General features: G+C 43.5%; 14 protein-coding genes. 6 read left to right on the plus strand and 8 right to left on the minus strand.

The window, feature by feature from the left end; all coding sequences use genetic code 11:
- Nucleotides 1-17: 17 nt before the first annotated feature.
- On the minus strand, nucleotides 18-6,167 hold the full coding sequence (locus GSQ19_RS06350; protein ID WP_011317128.1) for a translocation/assembly module TamB domain-containing protein: 6,150 nt from the start codon (nucleotides 6,165-6,167) through the stop codon (nucleotides 18-20).
- Nucleotides 6,168-6,503: 336 nt separating this feature from the next.
- Between GSQ19_RS06350 and GSQ19_RS06355 the strand changes: the two genes are divergently transcribed.
- The 4 genes from GSQ19_RS06355 (at nucleotide 6,504) to GSQ19_RS06370 (ending at nucleotide 11,469) form a co-directional block, all read left to right on the plus strand.
- Complete coding sequence (locus GSQ19_RS06355) at nucleotides 6,504-6,938, plus strand: DUF3110 domain-containing protein (protein ID WP_011317129.1); 435 nt, start codon at nucleotides 6,504-6,506, stop codon at nucleotides 6,936-6,938.
- A gap of 91 nt (nucleotides 6,939-7,029) precedes the next feature.
- Entirely contained in the window at nucleotides 7,030-7,953 is a 924-nt protein-coding gene (gene murQ, locus GSQ19_RS06360; protein WP_011317130.1) for an N-acetylmuramic acid 6-phosphate etherase, read from the plus strand.
- A gap of 419 nt (nucleotides 7,954-8,372) precedes the next feature.
- Entirely contained in the window at nucleotides 8,373-10,178 is a 1,806-nt protein-coding gene (modB, locus tag GSQ19_RS06365) for a molybdate ABC transporter permease subunit (protein ID WP_011317131.1), read from the plus strand.
- Nucleotides 10,179-10,275: 97 nt separating this feature from the next.
- Nucleotides 10,276-11,469 (plus strand): MFS transporter, encoded by a 1,194-nt coding sequence (locus GSQ19_RS06370; RefSeq protein WP_011317132.1) that lies wholly within the window; start codon nucleotides 10,276-10,278, stop codon nucleotides 11,467-11,469.
- A 64-nt stretch (nucleotides 11,470-11,533) separates the two neighbouring features.
- Here GSQ19_RS06370 and GSQ19_RS06375 read toward each other — a convergent pair whose 3' ends face one another.
- From GSQ19_RS06375 to GSQ19_RS06405, 7 genes are all read right to left on the minus strand, one after another.
- On the minus strand, nucleotides 11,534-11,797 hold the full coding sequence (locus tag GSQ19_RS06375) for a ParE family toxin-like protein (protein WP_011317133.1): 264 nt from the start codon (nucleotides 11,795-11,797) through the stop codon (nucleotides 11,534-11,536).
- Nucleotides 11,794-12,024: a hypothetical protein gene (locus GSQ19_RS06380; protein ID WP_011317134.1), complete on the minus strand. Its 231-nt coding sequence runs from the start codon at nucleotides 12,022-12,024 to the stop codon at nucleotides 11,794-11,796. The genes GSQ19_RS06375 and GSQ19_RS06380 overlap by 4 nt, the downstream gene beginning before the upstream one ends.
- A gap of 99 nt (nucleotides 12,025-12,123) precedes the next feature.
- Nucleotides 12,124-13,911, minus strand: a complete 1,788-nt coding sequence (gene aspS / locus GSQ19_RS06385; RefSeq protein WP_041455911.1) for an aspartate--tRNA ligase — start codon at nucleotides 13,909-13,911, stop codon at nucleotides 12,124-12,126.
- Nucleotides 13,912-14,072: 161 nt separating this feature from the next.
- Nucleotides 14,073-14,267, minus strand: a complete 195-nt coding sequence (locus tag GSQ19_RS06390) for a type II toxin-antitoxin system HicB family antitoxin (RefSeq protein ID WP_011317136.1) — start codon at nucleotides 14,265-14,267, stop codon at nucleotides 14,073-14,075.
- Between the two features lie 50 nt (nucleotides 14,268-14,317).
- Nucleotides 14,318-14,548, minus strand: coding sequence for a type II toxin-antitoxin system HicB family antitoxin (locus GSQ19_RS06395; protein WP_011317137.1), 231 nt, complete (start codon nucleotides 14,546-14,548; stop codon nucleotides 14,318-14,320).
- A complete protein-coding gene (locus tag GSQ19_RS06400) occupies nucleotides 14,545-14,784 on the minus strand; it encodes a type II toxin-antitoxin system HicA family toxin (RefSeq protein ID WP_011317138.1) in 240 nt (79 codons plus the stop codon). Before GSQ19_RS06400 ends, GSQ19_RS06395 begins: the two co-directional genes overlap by 4 nt.
- Before the next feature lie 519 nt (nucleotides 14,785-15,303).
- Entirely contained in the window at nucleotides 15,304-17,763 is a 2,460-nt protein-coding gene (locus GSQ19_RS06405) for a dynamin-like GTPase family protein (protein WP_011317139.1), read from the minus strand.
- Nucleotides 17,764-17,970: 207 nt separating this feature from the next.
- Between GSQ19_RS06405 and rbsK the strand changes: the two genes are divergently transcribed.
- Both rbsK and GSQ19_RS06415 read left to right on the plus strand, forming a co-directional pair.
- Entirely contained in the window at nucleotides 17,971-18,894 is a 924-nt protein-coding gene (gene rbsK / locus GSQ19_RS06410; protein WP_011317140.1) for a ribokinase, read from the plus strand.
- A gap of 98 nt (nucleotides 18,895-18,992) precedes the next feature.
- Nucleotides 18,993-19,598 carry a DUF4360 domain-containing protein gene (locus GSQ19_RS06415; protein ID WP_011317141.1) on the plus strand — a complete coding sequence of 202 codons (606 nt, stop codon included), beginning with the start codon at nucleotides 18,993-18,995 and terminating at the stop codon, nucleotides 19,596-19,598.
- Nucleotides 19,599-19,619 lie beyond the last annotated feature (21 nt).

A 19,619-nucleotide genomic window follows, 5' to 3' on the forward strand; every position in this document is an offset into this window, starting at 1 on the left:
TTACCAATTACCCATTCTCAAAACCTAGTTTGAAACTCAACTACTGCACGACTATCATCTTCTAAATTAGTAGAAGCACGTATACGAAACTCATCATTGATACGGTAATTAAGACCCCACTGGAAAGGATCATTTGCCGTTAAAATTTTAATGCTAGAAATAGAGAACTTGTTAGAAATATCTACTCCCGCTTCAGCTGCCAATTCTATACTGGAACCCACTCTACTGCTATTACTATTACTAGCTTCTGGATTGTCAGAAATCACAGTGGGGAAAATTCGCAGTTCACTTAAACCAAAAGCAGTACCGATTTGATTAAAAGCAGATTGAAAGTTACCGAAAACGGCTGACCCGGCGATGTTAATTAAACCTAAGGTACTGTCACCACGTCCTTGAGTATCGACAAATCCACCACCTAAAAGGGCGACTAATTCAGTTTCACTGCGTGAGGGGCTACTTCTTAATTCCAAGGTTTCATTCAGTCTGCTGGCTGGGCCTTTAATATTGGCTTCAACTCTCACAGTTTCTAAAGCACCTAACCCGACAGAATTAATTCTGTTTAAGTCACTGTTCTGCACCACCTCTAGCACTTTAGCCAGTAGTTGAATATCTAAATCGGGATCACGGGGTTGATTAGCTCTAAAGGTAGCGGTGTGTTCGTAACCACGAGTCAAGTTAAACTGAGTTGTAAACAAATTCACGCCACCTTTTCTTAAGCGAATAGTGCCTACAGGTATGGGATCAGCTAAAGAACCATTAACTTTTAGATTTCCTGTAGCAGCGAAGCTGAGAAGAGGAGGACGGGCAATTTCTACGTCCTTACCTAACTCCAGTTCTAAATTATTGAAACTCGTGTTGGCACTGCTAGTTATGGGTGTATCTTGTTTGTTAAACTTCGTTAGTGATATAGCAGAAACATTATTTGCAGGTTGGTTAGGATCACTAGATTCTGCTAATAATATTTGACCACTATACAAATCTACCTTACCACCGATTCTAGGGTTGAGGGCAGAACCAGTAACTTGAATATTTCCGCTAGCACCGCCTTGATACAGGCCTTTGAGGTTCAATCTTAGCTGCTCAAGGTTGACAGTTAGAGGATTCTCGATAGTGACACTACTGTTGTCGAATACAGGAATTGCTCCAGATGCTTGTACTTGTCCGCGACTAAATCTGCCTTCCAGACTTTCTACTAAAATTTGGTCAAAATTAAACCGGACTCTACCTGTAACACCTCTGACTTTTCCTGGTAAAGCTTGAGCCGCAAAAGTAGCATCTTGGATAGTAGCAATACCCTCAACTATGGGCTGTTCTCTGGTTCCACTTACCTTCAAGTCTATTTGACCCTGACCTTTTTCAAAAGCTACCTGATTACTTAATAGATTTAATAGTGCCAATCCTTCATTTTCAACTTTGACATCCAAACTGATTTGATTGTTATCAGGAGCGACGGAGGCAAAAGGTAACTGATAAGGTATGCTACCTGAAATATTCACCGGTTGCGGCCCAGTAATAGCGACGGTACTACCAAAATTTAAGCGACCATTGGCGTAACTAAAACTAGCTGTGGCTGATTCCACAGGTTTTTGGTTGAGTGTACCCTCAGTGATTTGCCATTCTCCTCTGGCTTGAGGGTTGGCAATACTACCTGCTAAAGCTGCTGTTCCACTGAGATTTCCCGTCACACCGACTGGGAGATTGACGAAGTTATTGAGTAACTGAAGGGGAAAGTTATTGACGCGCAGTTGTCCAGATTGTTCGTTCCCGCCTATATTACCAGTGAAGGCTAACAGACTATTCTCGGACTCAATACGCACTGGTCGCAGCTGCAAAACCCCATCAGCAAAACTACCTTCAGCAATGATATTATCGGCACGATAAAAACGATTGGGTTCTGCTTCCTTACCCCAGACAAAGTTTTGACCATTCAAATTGAACTGTACTGCTAAACCATTAGCAGTGGCAGTGTCTACAGCTACTTCTCCGTTAAAGGTTCCTTGCAAATCTGCTAGGTTTGGTATGGGTGAAGCATTACGTTCTTCTTCTTGTTTTGCGATGATCGCATCAATTTCGTAAAAGCGCTTGATTTGGTCGAATAAAGACTGATCAGGCAAACCTTGGGCGTAGGTCTTGAGATCCGAGGCCGTACCGTAGTTGGGTTCGTCTCCATTACGCTGGAAGTCTTGTAAATCAAAGATTTGTGCTACTGTCAGCACATCTTGGATGTTACCTTGAGTAACGTTCAGCTTGCCTTGGATGCGGGGGCCTTTGGGGGTTAGCCCAAAATTACCAGCTAAGGCGTAACGACTGTTTCCTTTGATAAATTGGCTACTGGTGAGGGTGGCTGTACCATCACTGTAGCGGAATTGGGTTGTGAAGCGATCGCCTTTAATTCTGCCAACTTCGGGATTAGCGATCGCCAAATTGACGTTAGTCGCAAATGTACGCTGGTTAAACTGCACATCCCCTGTCACTGTCCCGGCTACTCTACCAGCACCTAAACGCAGACTTGGCGGTGGTGACAAGTTGAATAGAGTTAAGGGGAAGTTGGCAACTTTCACAGCCCAATCATTGCCTTTAATTTGACCTGAGGCTAAAGCTTGTTGCCATTGTACTAGGAAGGATTGGGGGCGATTATTACTATCTAAACTCAGGGCAAGGCGATCGCTATTCCCAGCTAAATTTAAGTTTAATCCTTGTCCCGATTGAATCCTACCTGTTAATAAAGGTTCAAAAGCAATATTTTGGACTACTAAATCTTTTAAGCTGAGTTGCCCGTTAACATTGGGCAAAGGCAATTTACCTGTAACTTTACCGTTAAAATCTGCCCTACCTGTCACAGCTACTTGATTCGGTAAGGTGACTGGTAACTGTTGTAGATCGAAGTCCTGGGCTTGGACGTTGAGATTGAGGGCGGTAATTTCTGGTATGCCTGGTTTGGTGGCGTTGGCTAAGATATCACCATTGATATTTAAACCGGGGGCTGTAGCTTGTTGAATTGTTAACCTTTCACCATTCCAGGCGATCGCCGCATTCAAGGGACGCTCAACACCGGGGAGGCCTTGAGTTAATTGTACCTGACCCGCAGCACTGACATCAGCTAACCGCGTCGAACCCAAGTTACCTGCTAGTTGCAATTGACCTGCAAATTGACCCCGCAACTGTTGATTAAACCGATTTAACTGCACCCCAGTCGCCGCCACTACAGTCTGATAACGACCTTTAGCCAGTTGGATATTCGCCGCATTAATCGTACCCCCTCCCGCTACTTGTAGTTGTGCTTGACCACTGGCTTGAATAGATTGGGGACTCAAAGATGCAGCAGAACCAGCAACATTAAATTGCCCATTCAAATTACCTTGCAACTGGGGCGGTACAGCAGCCAAACGTTGTACAGGTACGTTATTGGCTTGGACTTGCGCCTGATAGTTACCATTTGTCACTCGGATGTTAGAGGCTGTGATGGTGCCATTGCCAACATTTAACTGTGCTTGACCACTGGCTTGGATAGATTGGGGAGTAAAAGGTGCAACAGAACCAGCCAGATTTAATTGCCCGTTCAAATTACCTTGCAACTGAGGCGGTACGGCGGCTAAACGTTGTACAGGGACGTTATTAGCTTGGACTTGCGCTTGATATCTACCGTTAGCTAATTGAATGTTAGAGGCGGTAATCGTACCATTGCCGACATTTAAACGCCCTTGACCACTGGCTTGAATAGATTGGGGATTGAAGGGTGCAACGGAACCAGCAACATTAAATTGTCCAGTTAAATTACCTTGAAACTTTGGTGGTACGGCGGCTAAACGTTGTACAGGGACATTATTGGCTTGGACTTGTGCCTGATATATACCGTTAGCTAATTGAATGTTGGAGGAGGTAATCGTACCATTGCCAACATTTAACCGTGCTTGACCACTGGCTTGGATAGATTGGGGACTGAAGGACTCAGCAGAACCAGTAACAGCAAATTTCCCGGTCAGATTACCTTGAAACTGGGGTGGTAAGGTTGCCAGGCGTTGCACAGGGACGTTACTGGCTTGGACTTGCGCCTGATATACACCGTTAGCTAATTGAATATTCCCGGCCGTAACTGTTCCTCTACCTACACTAAGGCGGGCATCACCTGTAGCTTGTAAGGTTTTGAGGCTGAAGTTTTCTCTGTTACCGGCTACTTGGAATGTCCCAGCCAAAGGATTAGCTAAAGCTGGCGGCGCATTTTTCAGGATGCGTGCTAGGCGGACATTATTCGCCACCAACTTGGCGGCAAAGGCTTGATCTTGCAGTTGAATGTTAGATACTGCAACTGTCCCGCCACCAATTTGCACCCCTGCCCCTTCTGTACGAATGCTGGCAATTTGAAAGGGTGTAGCAGTACCAGCCAGAATTAAACGACCGTTAAATTGCGCCCCTGCTAAGGAGACATTTTCTAGTTGATTCTGGTTGACAAATGGTGCTAAATTCACCCCATTAGCTTGAGCTACAGCCTGCCAACGTTCATTAGCAAAATTGCCATAACCCCGCACCGTTCCACCCGCAACCTTCACAGCCACATTGCGAAAGTTAATATTACGATTAGCACCGATAATCACTTCCCCAGTGGCGGGATAGGCTGCCTGCGGTGCGGCAAAGTTTACTAAAGTTCTGACATTGGTGGGCGTACCTGTGACTTGAGCCGTAGCCGATACAGTACCAATTTGAAACGGAGTATTGGCATTGTATAGTTTGGCGATCGCATCTCCGGCTACATTTCTGGCAGTGAAATTCAGATTCAGTTGGGCATTTTCCCCAACTAAGATTCTGCCACCACCAGTAATTGCTCCGCCTGTTGTGGTCTTGCCTTGAACATCTGCCAAACTAACTAAGTTGTTGTTGGGCGAAAACTCAAACTTACTACTAATACTTTGAAAATTAACTTTATCGATGCGGGCAGTATTAATAGTCCTAACTGTACCTGAGAGAATAGGCTGATTTGCGGCTCCTACCACCTGCAAATCGGCTTGTAATTGTCCAGCTACGGGTACAGGGAATTTTAATTTGAGTGTGTTTTGGGCATTGGCTACACTGACTGAGTTAACGCGCCCTGCTAGCTTATAGCCTGCTTTGGTGTCGATTGTTCCCGCCGCCACTAGAGGTATGCTGCCATAGTTAGCTACAACATTTTCTAATTTTACTTCTGTCCCTTGGAAGTAGGCATTAGCTTGGGTATTTGTCAAGACTTGCGGTGCGCGAGGAATTTGGACTGTTACCTTTTGCAAATCAGCACTGCCATATAGTAAAGGGGTTTGTCCTGGTAATAATTCGACTCGCAAATCACCATTAACTTTACCGGCTTCTAAACCAACTGGTAACTTTACCAAGCGACTAACATCCGCCGCCAGTAATTCTTGCCCTCGCACTTGAATATTAGCCGCAGTTGTCTTAGGACGTACTTCGCCCTCCATCTCCACACTGCCCCCGCTATCGGATATACCTTTAGCGGAGAACTTAATTAGCTGGTTGTTTTCCAGTATTTGAGCCGTTCCATTGAGTTGCGAAAATTCTAATGGAGGCAAGGTGCAGGCTTTCCCCTCTGGGCAGGGGATAGGGGGGTATAAAGAAGACGAGGGGGTTGTAGTTTTAGCTTCACCCACTGCCAAATTTCTCACCTGTGGTAGCAGCGACAACTTACCATTACGGAAATTGATATGATCTAAATCCGTTTTAATAGCTCCTGCTGCACCTGGTGGCGCTATGGTCGTAGTGATCCAGCGTCCTTGGTTATCCTGTTCGATGTAAACATCAGGATTGACTAAGGTCACATTTAGTTTTAACTGGCGATTAAAAACTAACAGCAGTGGATTAAAACCCACTTCCACTGCATCCATTGTTAACTTATCTGGGTCTGTAGGCGTAGCAGGAATGGACGAAGCCGCAAACTGTACTCCAGTTAACGAAAAATTAGTGACTTTTCCCAGTTGTACGGGACGGTTAAGAGTTGTAGTCAGACTTTCTTGCGCTAACGGTGTTAATTCCTTCTGTACGAAAGTCCATAAACGCCAAACACCTCCCATCAAACCCACAATTAAAAGTCCACCTACTGCCATACCGCCACGACTCAAAATCAGCAACCATAGACTCCTAAGTGAGGTTTGTGGGCTTTGATTTTGCTTGGGAGGATTATTCATGGTATGAGTTTACTTTTATTTGCTGGAGGTGGTTGACGCACTGCAAGCATTATTTGGCATTTGCGTTTATATGCCAATACCAGGATACAAATCAATTGGGACTTTTGACATTCGGATCAACTCGGTGAGTGAAATTGACTAGGGGCTGTTGACTGGTGACTAAGAATTTTTGCTCTTTGCTACCCTACCTCTTCATCTCCCATATCCTGAATGCGGGAAAATAAACCATTAATATTGTCAGTCAAATCTGAATTAAAGTGAAAATATTGCTGTGACTTTCCCAGGTACACGGTCTAGAACTTTAATTAATCAATAGACCTCGGAACATAAGGATAGATGATTACGCCAATGCGGGTTTTTGTTTTGATTTTTAACGCTAATACGGAAAATGAGGGGATTCATACCGTTCGTGTGGGCGATCGCAATAAAATTCTCATGTTTGAATCCCAAGATGATGCTGTCCGTTTTGCCCTCATGTTGGAAGCGCAGGATTTCCCCACTCCCACAGTAGAGGGAATTGATGCGGAGGATGTTAAGGAATTTTGCGCCAGTGCTAATTATGATTGGGAATTAATCCCAGAAAATAGCGACCTCGTAATTCCCCCAGATATTAACGTGGAAGAAACTGACTGGCAACCTGATGGTCAGTATGATGACGAGGATACTGAGGACGAAATTTTTGAGTCCGACCTAGTACCACCGGCTCAAGATTCGGAGTTTTCTGAGACTGAGTTGGAAAATATTCGTCGCAAATTGGAAGGATTGTTGTAACTTAGTCGTTTAGTCATTAGAGACGTTTCATGCAACGTCTGTAGATGAAGATTCTTGACTAAATTACATAATGGCAGGGGAAATCACATACATGGCAAATTTGCAGGAACGTGGGCATTTATTGACCGAACAAGTCAATCCTCTGAGTCAGAACTTAGATCAACTCAGTTCTCTGGAATTGGTGGAGTTGTTTAATAGTGAAGACCGCAAGACTATTGAGGCGGTGGCGGCGGCTAAAGTCCAGATTGCGACAGCAATTGAACAGACAGCCGATCGCCTGCGTCAAGGAGGACGCTTGTTTTATGTTGGTGCTGGAACCAGTGGTAGGTTGGGTGTGTTAGATGCGGCTGAGTGTCCACCAACTTTTTGTACCCCGCCAGAATTGGTACAGGGAATTATTGCTGGTGGTGCTGGTGCATTGGTACGCAGTTCGGAAGATTTAGAAGACCGGGCAGAAGATGGAGACGCAGCGATCGCTCAACGTCATATTACCCAGTTAGATGTTGTTGTTGGTATTACGGCTGGCGGGACAACGCCTTTTGTCCAAGGTGCGATTAACTCTGCTCGTCAACGGGGAGCCTTGACAATTTTCATCGCTTGTGTTCCTGCTGAACAAGTGAGTTTTACAGCTGATATTGATATCCGCTTGTTAACAGGGCCAGAAATATTGGCTGGTTCCACACGTCTCAAAGCCGGTACAGTTACTAAATTAACGCTAAATATCCTCTCGACTGGGGTGATGGTCAAGCTGGGCAAAGTTTACGGTAATCGCATGGTGGATGTAGCAGTCACAAATCAGAAGTTACGCGATCGCGCTTTGCGAATTTTGGAAGACCTCACCGGGTTAAGTCGGGAAGCGGCTGGTTTTTTATTAGAACGTAGTGGTAAATGGGTAAAACTGGCGCTGGTGATGCACTGGACTGGTTTGGATAAAGACGCAGGCGATCGGCTCTTATCAGCACATCAAGGAAATCTGAGGGAAGCTGTTGCTAGTTATAAAAATCAAGGTAATTAGTTAGTGGTTAGTTGTCAGTGGTCAGTTGTCATTAGTCAATAGTCCATAGTCAAAAATCTTGCAATGTTGACTATTGACCATTGACTTTTAAGTATATTCGCTAATTTGTTGTCATCTACCAACCTTTTGCGTAAAAAGTTGGTAGATTATTATTTGAAGCCAAAATGAGGAATCTTAATTAACGTGAGTTCGATAAATTCGGAAGAACCCCTCTCCAAACCTCTCCCCGACGCGGAGAGAGGCTTAAAACTCTGATTCTTTGATACTCAGTTATAGATTTTCAGCCCCTTCCCTTGTAGGGAAGGGGTTGGGGTTAGGTTCCGTCGAACTCACGTTTAATTACTACAAGATTTGTTGCTAATTCATAAAACTCTGAGCGCAAAGTAATTACAAATTACGAACTCTACACATATATCACCATGCCACTGGATTTGTCGCCGCTTTGGATATCACTCAAAACGTCCTTACTTGCCACATTTATCACCTTCTTTTTAGGAATTGCTGCTGCTTATTGGATGTTGAGTTATCGCGGTAAAGGCAAATCTTTGATTGAAGGTATCTTTGTCGCTCCCTTGATTTTACCCCCTACGGTTGTCGGCTTTCTGCTACTGCTGTTTTTCGGGAAAAACGGCCCTATGGGGAAACTGATGGGGCTTTTTGACTTCAGTATAGTTTTTACATGGTATGGGGCGGCGATCGCCGCGACCATTGTCTCTTTTCCTCTCATGTATAAAACCTCACTGGGAGCTTTTGCCCAGATTGACGGTAATTTACTGCGGGTAGCGAGAACCTTGGGGGCTAGTGAATCTACTATCTTTTGGCGTATCAGTTTACCTTTGGCATTCCCTGGGATTGTAGCCGCGACAATGTTATCTTTTGCCCGTGCTTTGGGTGAATTTGGTGCAACGTTAATGTTGGCTGGGAATATCCCCGGACAAACGCAAACAATCCCAATGGCGATTTACTTCGCAGTGGAAGCCGGGGCGACCAATGAGGCTTGGTTTTGGGCAATTATGATTATGGTGATTTCCCTATCGGGGATTCTTGCTGTTAATTTATGGCAAGAGGTGAGGGAGAAGAAGGGACGAGGGGGACAAGTAAAACAGACAAAAGGACAAGGGAGTGAGGTAGTTTTGTTGTCTGCGCCTGCTTCTCAAGTGGAACTGTTGGTAGATATAGAAAAACATCTGCCGAGTTTTCATCTAAAAGTTGCTTTCACCACAGATGAACAACCTTTGGGATTGTTGGGGGGTTCGGGTGCAGGTAAGAGTATGATTCTGCGGTGTATTGCGGGGATTGAAACACCAACCAGGGGACGGATAGTTTTGAATGGTAGGGTATTATTTGATTCCGAACAGGGGATTAATTTGCCTAGCCGCGATCGCCGCATTGGTTTTTTAGTCCAAAATTACGCCCTGTTTCCCCACATGACAGTGGCGCAAAATATTGCTTTCGGCTTACCCAAAAAACTATCAGACAACAGTATGCGGGTGCAGGTAGAAGAACAACTCATCGCCATGCAGTTACAAGGATTAGGCGATCGCTATCCCCACCAACTTTCGGGAGGACAACAACAACGGGTAGCCTTAGCTAGGGCTTTAGCCAGTCAACCAGAAGCTTTGCTGTTAGATGAACCATTTTCAGCTCTTGATACCCACCTGCGGAGTCAATTAGAACAGCAAATGATGGAAACCCTCACAGACTACCAAGGTGTATCTTTATTTGTCACCCATAACATGGAAGAAGCTTACCGAATTTGCCCCAATCTCTTGGTATTGGAGGACGGTAGCCCGGTACATTATGGTTCTAAATATGATATTTTTGAGCATCCGGCTACTGTGAGTGTGGCTCAAATCACTGGCTGCAAGAACTTCTCCAGCGCTATTGTCGAATCAGGGCAACAAATAGAAGCAATAGACTGGGGTTGTCATCTCAAAGTTATGGAACCAATTCCCCAAGAATTATCTCACATTGGCATCCGCGCCCATCAAATCACCTTTACCAATGACCCCAACCAAGAAAACACCTTCCCCTGCTGGTTAGTACGAACAAATGAAACCCCCCATCGCATCACATTATTTTTAAAACTCCATTCCCCAGCCAGCAGCCCACAAGATTATCATCTCCAAGCAGAAGTTTTCAAAGAAAAATGGCTGACTATCAAAGAAAAACCATTTCCTTGGTATGTGCATTTAGATCCACTGCGCTTAATTCTCATGAATTAAATTTCCAAGCATAAACAATCTAATTTTGCGGTTCATCAACAACTGTTTTTTGTAATTCAGTGTTTCAATATGAAAGCCGTAAATTACAAAGAATGGTATGCCACAGAAATCAGCCGCGTTAAGGTTTGTCATATTATTGGGTTTCGTGAGCCTCTGCGCCGATGCGACCTATGAAGGGGCGCGCAGTATCACAGGGGCTTATTTACAGGTTTTAGGTGCTAGCGGCACTGTGGTAGGCTTGGTAGCTGGTTTTGGTGAGTTAATTGGCTATGGCTTGCGGTTAGTGATTGGTTATCTCAGCGACCAGTCACGGAAATATTGGGGAATTACAACCTTAGGTTACATCCTCAACACTGCCGTTGTACCATTGTTAGCCTTGACCGGAAGATGGGAAGCAGCCGCAGGTTTGATGATGGCTGAACGTACTGGTAAAGCCGTGCGTACTCCCCCACGAGATGCGCTGCTTTCCCACGGCGCGAGTCAAATTGGCAGAGGCTTTGGCTTTGGTTTACATGAAGCAATGGATCAGACTGGTGCAGTCATGGGGCCTTTGGCTGTGGCTGCAATGGTCTATTTCCAGGGTGAGTATCGTCACGCCTTTACAATTTTGATTGTACCTGCGGTCTTGGGATTGGTGGTGTTGTTAGTATTACAATTTCTCTATCCCAATCCCAGTGATTTTGAAGAGGAAACAGAGGAACAGAAACAACAAGAAGGATTACCCCGCATATTTTGGATTTATCTAGGTGCAGTAGCTGTTATTGCCGCCGGATATGCAGATTTTCCCCTAATTGCCTTCCATTTTCAAAAATCAGGCATTGCTACAGGAGAGACAATACCTCTGTTTTATGCCTTAGCGATGGGTGTAGATGCGATCGCCGCTTTAATATTTGGCTACGTATTTGACCGACTAGGCATTTCTATCTTAATCATCGCGGCTTTTATCTCATGTTTATTTGCCCCACTGGTATTTTTAGGCGATACCAATCTGGCACTCTTAGGCATAGCATTTTGGGGTATTGGTATGGGAGCGCAAGAATCCATTTTAAAAGCGGCGATCGCCGGTATGGTTCCCAAACATAAACGCGCCACCGCCTACGGCATTTTCAGCACTGGTTACGGTCTATCCTGGTTCTTAGGCAGCGCTCTCATGGGGATTCTATACGACCATTCCATCACTACATTGATCGTCTTCTCTTCTGCAACCCAGCTTTTAGCCATTCCCTTCTTCACCTGGGTAAAACTAAAAGCCGATGATTCCCCTAAGACAATCACAAATCAAGCGTCTTGAGGATTGGGGACTGGGGATTGAGTTAAAAATCCCTACACCCTTACACCCCTATTCCCACTTGAGATCAAGAGTAAAATTGCTCATAGTCATCATGACTACCAATCCAAAACCATGTCACAGTGTTACCATCTAACACACCAAGCGCGCGATAATTTCGATTCACTCTGACAGACCAAATTCCTTCCTCAGTGTTAATACATTTGAAATGCAAAGACGGATGAAATGGATTTTCTGCCCAAAGTCGATAAGCTTTCCGCGCACTCAGCCTAACTTCATCATTTAACCGTCGATACGCAGCCCAAAACGATCGCAACGTGGCTGATTTCATAGTTGGTCATAGTCCATCGGGGCGGCTTCTCCCTGAGCGATTTCTTCTCTAGCACGACGAGCCGCAGCAATCAGGTTAGCTTGTGTCTTCTGAAACGATTGCTCCCATCGTGCTTCATCTTGTAAATCGCTAATATACTCTCGAAGATGTTCTGCAACTTGCACCTGAATCTCTACAGGTAGAGACTCCATCATTTTGATAACTGTTGTAATTGCGGTGGATGACATTGCATAACTCCAATTTTCAAACTCTTACCCTCCGCGTACCTCTGCATTGAAAATAAGATACCGGAATTCTCAAAAATCCAGGTATCTTATTTCTCATCCCTAAGACTTCGGTTTATAAGTCGAAGCAACGTGTAATTCCTTCAACTGCTTGACATCTACACCAGAAGGTGCGTCTGTTAACAAACAACGTGCTTGCTGTGTTTTCGGAAAAGCAATAACATCTCGAATCGATTCTTCCCCAGCAAACAACATCACCAATCGGTCTAAACCGTAGGCAATGCCACCGTGTGGCGGTGTACCATATTCAAACGCTTCCAACAGGAAACCAAATTTATTTTGGGCTTCTTCGGGAGATAAACCGATGGTTTCAAATACCTGTTCTTGGACTTCCCGTTGATAAATCCGCCGACTACCGCCACCAACTTCAAAACCGTTGAATACTAAATCATAGGCTTGAGCGCGGGCTGTTTTTAAGTCGTGTAAATCATCAGGATGGGGTGCGGTAAATGGGTGGTGTAGTGCTTCTAGGCGTTTCTCGTCTGCATTCCACTCAAACATGGGGAAATCGACAACCCAAAGCAAGTTAATTTTATCTGGATCAATTAAACCAAACTCTTTGGCGATCGCTTGCCGCAATCTATCCAAGGTTTTATTTACGGTAGCCGCATCACCAGCACCAAACAGTAACAGATGTCCTGGTTTTGCACCTGTGCGCTGCAAGATTTCCTGTTTCTGCTCTTCTGAGAGGTTATCTTTAATTGCGCCTATGGTGTCAATTTCCCCATCTTCCCGCACCCGGATGTAAGCCAAACCTTTTGCACCGGCTTCGCTGGCTTCTCTGAATAAATCCCCACCCGGTTTAATCCGCACGTTAGAGATTTGCTCGTTACCGTTGGGAATTGGCAGAATTTTGACGATACCACCATTGGCGACAGCATCCCGAAAGACTTTGAAACCAGAGTCTTTCATGACATCGGAAACATTAACCAGTTGTAAATCGTAGCGGGTATCTGGTTTATCACAACCGTAACGTTCCATTGCTTCGGCGTAGGTGAGACGGGGGAACGGAAGCGGTAACTCAACACCCTTAACGGTTTTGAAGATATAACTAACTAACTTTTCGTTGAGTTGGATAATTTCTTCCTCAGACATGAAACTCATTTCCATGTCCAATTGGGTAAATTCTGGCTGTCTGTCGGCGCGTAAGTCCTCATCGCGGAAGCATCGCGCAATTTGATAGTATCTATCCATGCCCGATACCATGAGGATCTGTTTAAATAGCTGTGGTGATTGGGGTAACGCAAACCATTCCCCTGGATTGACGCGGCTAGGTAGCACGTAATCCCGCGCGCCTTCGGGGGTGGAACGGGTGAGAATAGGAGTTTCCACTTCGATGAAACCTTCTACGTCTTCCAAATAACGACGCATCGCTTTCACCACTTGATGACGTAGTTGTATGTTACGCGCCATGCGATCGCGCCGCAAGTCTAAGTAACGATATTTCAGCCGCAAGTCTTCCCTAACTGTCTCAGTGTCGGCGGTGGAAACTTGGAATGGTAACTGTTTCCGCACCCCATTGAGTAGTTCAATCTTATCGGCGTAGATTTCCACTTCCCCAGTCGGGATGCGGCTATTCAGTGATTCTTCTGGACGTTGTGTTACCCTGCCAGTAATTTCCACAACATATTCGTTACGTAGAGAGTTAGCCAGTTCGTAGGAATCTGGGGTGCGTTGAGGATCGCTGACTACTTGGACAATGCCAGAGCGATCGCGTAAATCCAAGAATATCACGCCCCCATGATCGCGGCGACGGTCTACCCATCCATATAAGGTAACAGTTTCTCCAATATCCTTTTGTCGGAGTTCGCCGCAATAGTGAGTTCGCATAGTTGTTAATTTGTTCTTCCGGGCTAGATTTGCTAGTGAATGCCAAAGCCTTCCCATTATCTAGCATCAATCGTATCTAATTGAAGAACAGTTGGCATAATCTCATTACGCGACATTCTATAACCTTAAGACACCCTGAGAATATTTTTACTAGAAACCCTCTACATACCCGCAAACTCTAATACTTCGGCTTGTTCTTGTTCAACTTCTAAACAAAGTTCGATAGCTTCTTTAATACGCTCCATTAGTTCGCCTAAAGATTTAGCTTGGGTGTGACATCCCGCCAGACTAGGTACAGACGCGGCAAAATAGCTATCAGAGTCCCGTTCTATAACCACGTTAAATTCTCTTGTCATCTGGCAATTATCGTTTAGTAGGGTAATCTAACGTTAAATGATGCCCAAATCTAAGCTACTTTTAATGGCTTTTCCGGTAAAGCAATAGGTTCAGGTAAAGCTTTGCCCTGTTCTTGATACCATTCAATCAATGATTCAATTACTTCTTGACCGTGTTTAGCAGCTTCTTCGTAAGTTTTGCCGTGGGTGTGATATTGTTGCCAGGGAAATTCTGGGAGGTGGACTAAATAGCTGTTATCTTCATCTGACCATTGAATGACCATACTGTAGCGATAATTCATGCTTCATCCTCGTCATTTTTGCTAGATTGCTTTTGCAGTTCTTCTAATCTATTCAAAACTTTCTTTATTTGTTTTTCCAGGTATTTTGGTGCATCGTCTCCATCCTTACCTGCAATGGTAACGGGTTCATCAAGTATAAGTGGATGAGTCCAGAATGTATGACTACCTTTTGCAGGACGGTAATTAAAACCTGCTTTCTGTAATATCGCTTTTAACTCTCGAATTTTCTGAGGCATTAATCCTTACTTTCAAGTATTCGGGTCAAACGGAAGTAGTTAAATTAACGTTTGGTAAAAATTATAGAGCTATTAAACGGTTTGATGCGATCGCCCCTACCCTGGCTTTGCCACATCATCCCTTTCAAAAGCTGATCATATAGTCGGTGGCAATCAAGTATCAACAACGCTCATACAAATTCTCTATCAAGTTGCAACCAATAAATGATGTAGAGACGTTGTATCTAACCTCTCTACAGTCCAGAATAAAGCACATCTTCATTAAGAAACGGTATCAAGATGAATTGTGTAATACCAATTTGAAAAAAGAATGCGACAAATAAACCATTTGTAGAGACGCGATTCATGAGCCAGCGCGTTGCGGGGGTTCCCCCCGTTGTAGCGACTGGCGTCGCGTCTTCTTAACCCAAGGATGTATTGCAATCATTAATTGAATTGGTATAAGTTAAAAGTAAAATATTTTACAATACCCATCATTAAAAAAAGTCCGCAAAGGCGGACTTTAAAATCACCTAATTCCTAAACCTGCGTCACTCCATCCAATAACCCGTCAGAGACAACCACACCATTATTAGCTGCAATCTGATCAACAACTGTTAACTCGCCCAGATTAATTAAAGGTAATAAATAATCATATAATTGCATCGCTTGTAAACAATTGTTAATATTAGCGATTGCCGTATTATACACATCTACTTTTCCTTCAACGACACCGAGTAAACGGTTATTATTATTAATCTTTTGCTCTGCTTCTTGTTGCAGTGTTGATTCTAAATAAAGTCTCGCTTGTGGGTATTGTTGTAAAATTCCATCCCCTTGCTGTTTCGCCATTGGCAACAATTGAGTTTTGAGGATTTGGTTAATAGTTTGACGGAAGGTTTTACGAATGGTATGAGAAACCTTTGGCTCAAAATCTAACTTTAATAATTGCCTAATTGCTGGCTCTGCTTCTACCATACTTTCGCTATCATAACTTTGGGAAGTTTGCAGCAATGTTTGACGGAATTGATATATAGAAAAAGTATTTTCATCATAAAAACTGGGACTTTCTCTAACAAAGCGATCGCATTCTACACTAGCTGCATCTACTAAAGATTGAGTCACACGTTTTTCTAAAGCTTTGAGTTCTTGTTCAATCCCTGCATCGTTACCCAGCAAACGATATAACTGGCGATAGTATTCTGATTTACGAATCTTCTCCATCAACCTTTGGAAAAGATTCGTCACTAATTCCTGAGATGAATCTACTAAGATATCTTCTAATTGGTTCGCCAAATAATAGAACGCCTCTACTAAAATTGCTAGTAATGGCGCAGTAGCATTACGCGGATGACTCAGAGTCGCACGACGATAAGCATCAGCTACAGAAAATGTATCCAACAATTCATCTAAACGACGAATCATCCGGGATTGCAATTGGCGAAAATCCGTCTCAAATCTGTCACAAGCATGATTAATTACATGATTAACTTCTTCTGTGATGTGTAGGCTGTAATCTTTACCAACTTGTTGCAATTGCTGATTGAGATATTGTAATTCCTGCGCCTTCATCATCTCAATTTCACGGGGCTGACTATCTAAGTCACGATGTACAGTCTGATAATGTTTTTTCAGATTAATACAAATATCTTCTAAATCATCAGCAAGATTTTTAAAAAGCTGGGGACGCTTTTCTTCAGTTAGATAACGCGTGACGGCTGTGCGAAATTCTTCAATCCCACTATCTTGAATTAACTGATTAATTAAAGGTGTTCCCTGTTCACTTAAAATCCGCACATAGTTTTGATTCGGTGTTTCAAAACCATTGAGAGAAATGCGAAAATTACTAGAAGCTAACTTACCAGAACTGACACAATAGTTATTAAAGGCGTAAACAAACTGCGGTGTTTCCTCGTTACCATTTACATATTTGGCACTTTCTCCAAAGATAGAATCTAGACCAAATCTATCTTGAGTACTTGTCTGTTTAATCTGACTTCCATAAAAACCAAGTAACCCACTGGTTTTATAAACCCGGCTTGTATCTCGGAATTGTGTGTTGATTAAATCATCCAAGCGTTGCCTTAGTTGGGTATTATACCAAGTTTCGTCGATGCGGTTGAAGACATAAAACACGCGATCGCGTATTCCTCCATTTTGCCGCATCTTTTCTAACAGTTCTGTTTCCTCTTTCGTCATATCACCAGCAGAAGCAGGTTTCAGCACACACACCACCGCCGAAGTATCAGGATGTTGTATCTTGGCGTAGGTTAGTTGTGCATCCTTTTCCACTGGTGCATCAATCCCTGGTGTGTCAATAATTACGTTGCCATCTTGCAAAAGCGGATGGTTGCAAAAGTATTCAATCTGTTTTAATACGGCGCTATTACTACCACGACGCGCATATCCAGCCGCTTCTTTCAGGTTGGAAAAATTAAAATGTTCCATCGAATATGTAGCATTATTTACTGTATGAATATGTTGCCGATTCGCCTCATATCCCTGTAGTAAAAATATTAATGCTTTCGCTTGTTTGGCACGTTCTGATTTACTCTCACCACCTTCTTGCTGAATAATCGCTTCACACCCTTGATGTAATAAGCTAACCACTTCAGCTTGATTAATATTAACTGCTGTCGTAAATCCCAACTGTTGACACAGAGAGTTTGCTTGTTCCCGAATTTCTACCTCACTTAAAAAAGTTAAAACTACCCGTTCTTTATCTAATTCTGCATACTCAATTTTGCACTCTGTACCTGTAGCGTGTCCTTCTGCACTGTATAACAATTCCCGTTCTAATAGTGCATTAATCAGCATAGATTTACCTGCACTAAATGCACCAGCAAACACAATTTCAAACTGGGGGGAAATCGCCTTACCTAGAGAAGTTTGTACAGATGTGATATCTTGCGATCGCAAAGATAATTCCTCCTGTAAAAGCTGCAATATAGACTCAACTTGATCTTTTAGATTATGACACTGCGAAGGCATACTCGACATAAAAGCACCTATAAGCTTCTATGTAAAAACCTAACAAAAACTTTATACTAAAAGTTCAGTATTAATACATACTAAATTTAATTGAGAATTGGTATGGCTAATAATACTTTGGGAATGAGTAATTGGTAAAAGTAGAAATAAAACATCATCACTTATTAGTTATGACCCAGAGCGTAAGATTTATGATGATCAATAAAAATCATTCTTATGAGCATTATCGTCTTCGGTAGCATCAATATAGATTTAGTTGCCACAGCACCCAAGTTACCAATTGCAGGAGAAACCTTACTGGGAGAAGACTTTTTCAAGGTTCCTGGGGGTAAAGGTGCAAACCAAGCTGTAGCAGTAGCCAAACTGGGAGTTCCTACCCAAATGGTGGGACGTGTTGGCGCACATGGTTTTGGTGCAGAACTGATGGAAAATCTGCAAGATGCTGGCGTACAAACTGACAATATTTTTGTAGATGAAACTGCCAGTTCTGGAGTGGCGATGATTACCGTCGCTCATGATGGTGAAAATCAAATAGTTGTCATTCCTGGTGCTAATGGGAGAGTCAATCAAGCCGATGTAGAACGATTATCATACATATTACCCACAGCCACAGCCCTGCTATTACAATTAGAAATTCCTATAACCGCCGTTATCGCAGCTGCCCAAGCCGCCAGAAGTAACAATATCACAGTAATTTTAGATCCCGCACCTGCACCATCAGATTTACCAGCAGAACTTTACCCTTTGATTGATATCATTACCCCAAATGAAGTGGAAGCGGGACAAATCGTAGGTTTTCCCGTAGATGGAGAAGAAGCAGCGCGAAAGGCAGCCGGGGTGTTATTGCAAAGAGGCGTGAAAAGTGCGATCGTTAAACTGGGCGCTAAAGGTGTTGTTTGTGCCACAGACAAAGAGACCTTTTTTGTCCCAGCCTTCTTTGTGGATACAGTTGATACTGTAGCGGCTGGTGATGCCTTTAATGGTGGTTTGGCAACAGCACTTTATTCTGGGCTTTCCTTACATCAGGCAGTTATTTGGGGTGCGGCGGCTGGTGCTTTAGCTGCAACAAAATTAGGCGCACAAACTTCCTTGCCTGACAAGTTGACATTTGAGGCTTTCCTCAAGGAAAGGGGTTTGTGACTTTTGTGAAGTTTCTTATACTTAGAGTTTCCGAAATTCTTCGGATTACACTTGAATTTAAAAACTATTCAAGATACTCCATACAGGAGAGTAGATTTATGACTAATCCAAACTTCACAAAAACATCTATCAACTCCGTAAAAGCTTTTCTGGCTGCCTCCACAATGATCATGGCTTCTGTCGGCCCTGCCCTTGCTAACAACAAAGTTGAAATTTTAGGCGCAGAATATGGTGGTAACGGTTGCCCTGATGGGTCTGCTAGTGTGAATGTTAGCCCTGATGGTCAAGAGTTAAGTATTCTATTTGATAACTTTATCGCTCTGGGCAATAAAGCAGCAGAACGTCGCAAAAGCTGTAATATGAGCATTCCGATTAAAGTACCCCAAGGCTTTCAAATTTCCCTTTATGATGCTGATTATCGGGGCTATGTTGCTCCTAGTACAACTGGGAGACTAAGAGCAGAGTACTTTTTTGCAGGTCAGCGCGGGCCAGTTTTCTCCAGAACATTTAGAGGCGAAACCGACTACAACGTCCGAGATAAATTAGTTACTGTGGGTAATGTCTGGTCACGTTGTGGTGACAGTGTAAATATGCGTGTGAATGCTGCAATGACTGCTAGTGGCCAAGGGATGGCGACTGTTGACTCTTTTGACCTGGCTCACCGTGGCTTGGTTTATCACGTTAAATATCGCCAGTGCCGTTAGGTTTTTTCAAAGCTAGGAGTT

This window comes from Trichormus variabilis 0441, assembly GCF_009856605.1.
Taxonomy (GTDB): Bacteria; Cyanobacteriota; Cyanobacteriia; order Cyanobacteriales; family Nostocaceae; genus Trichormus; species Trichormus variabilis.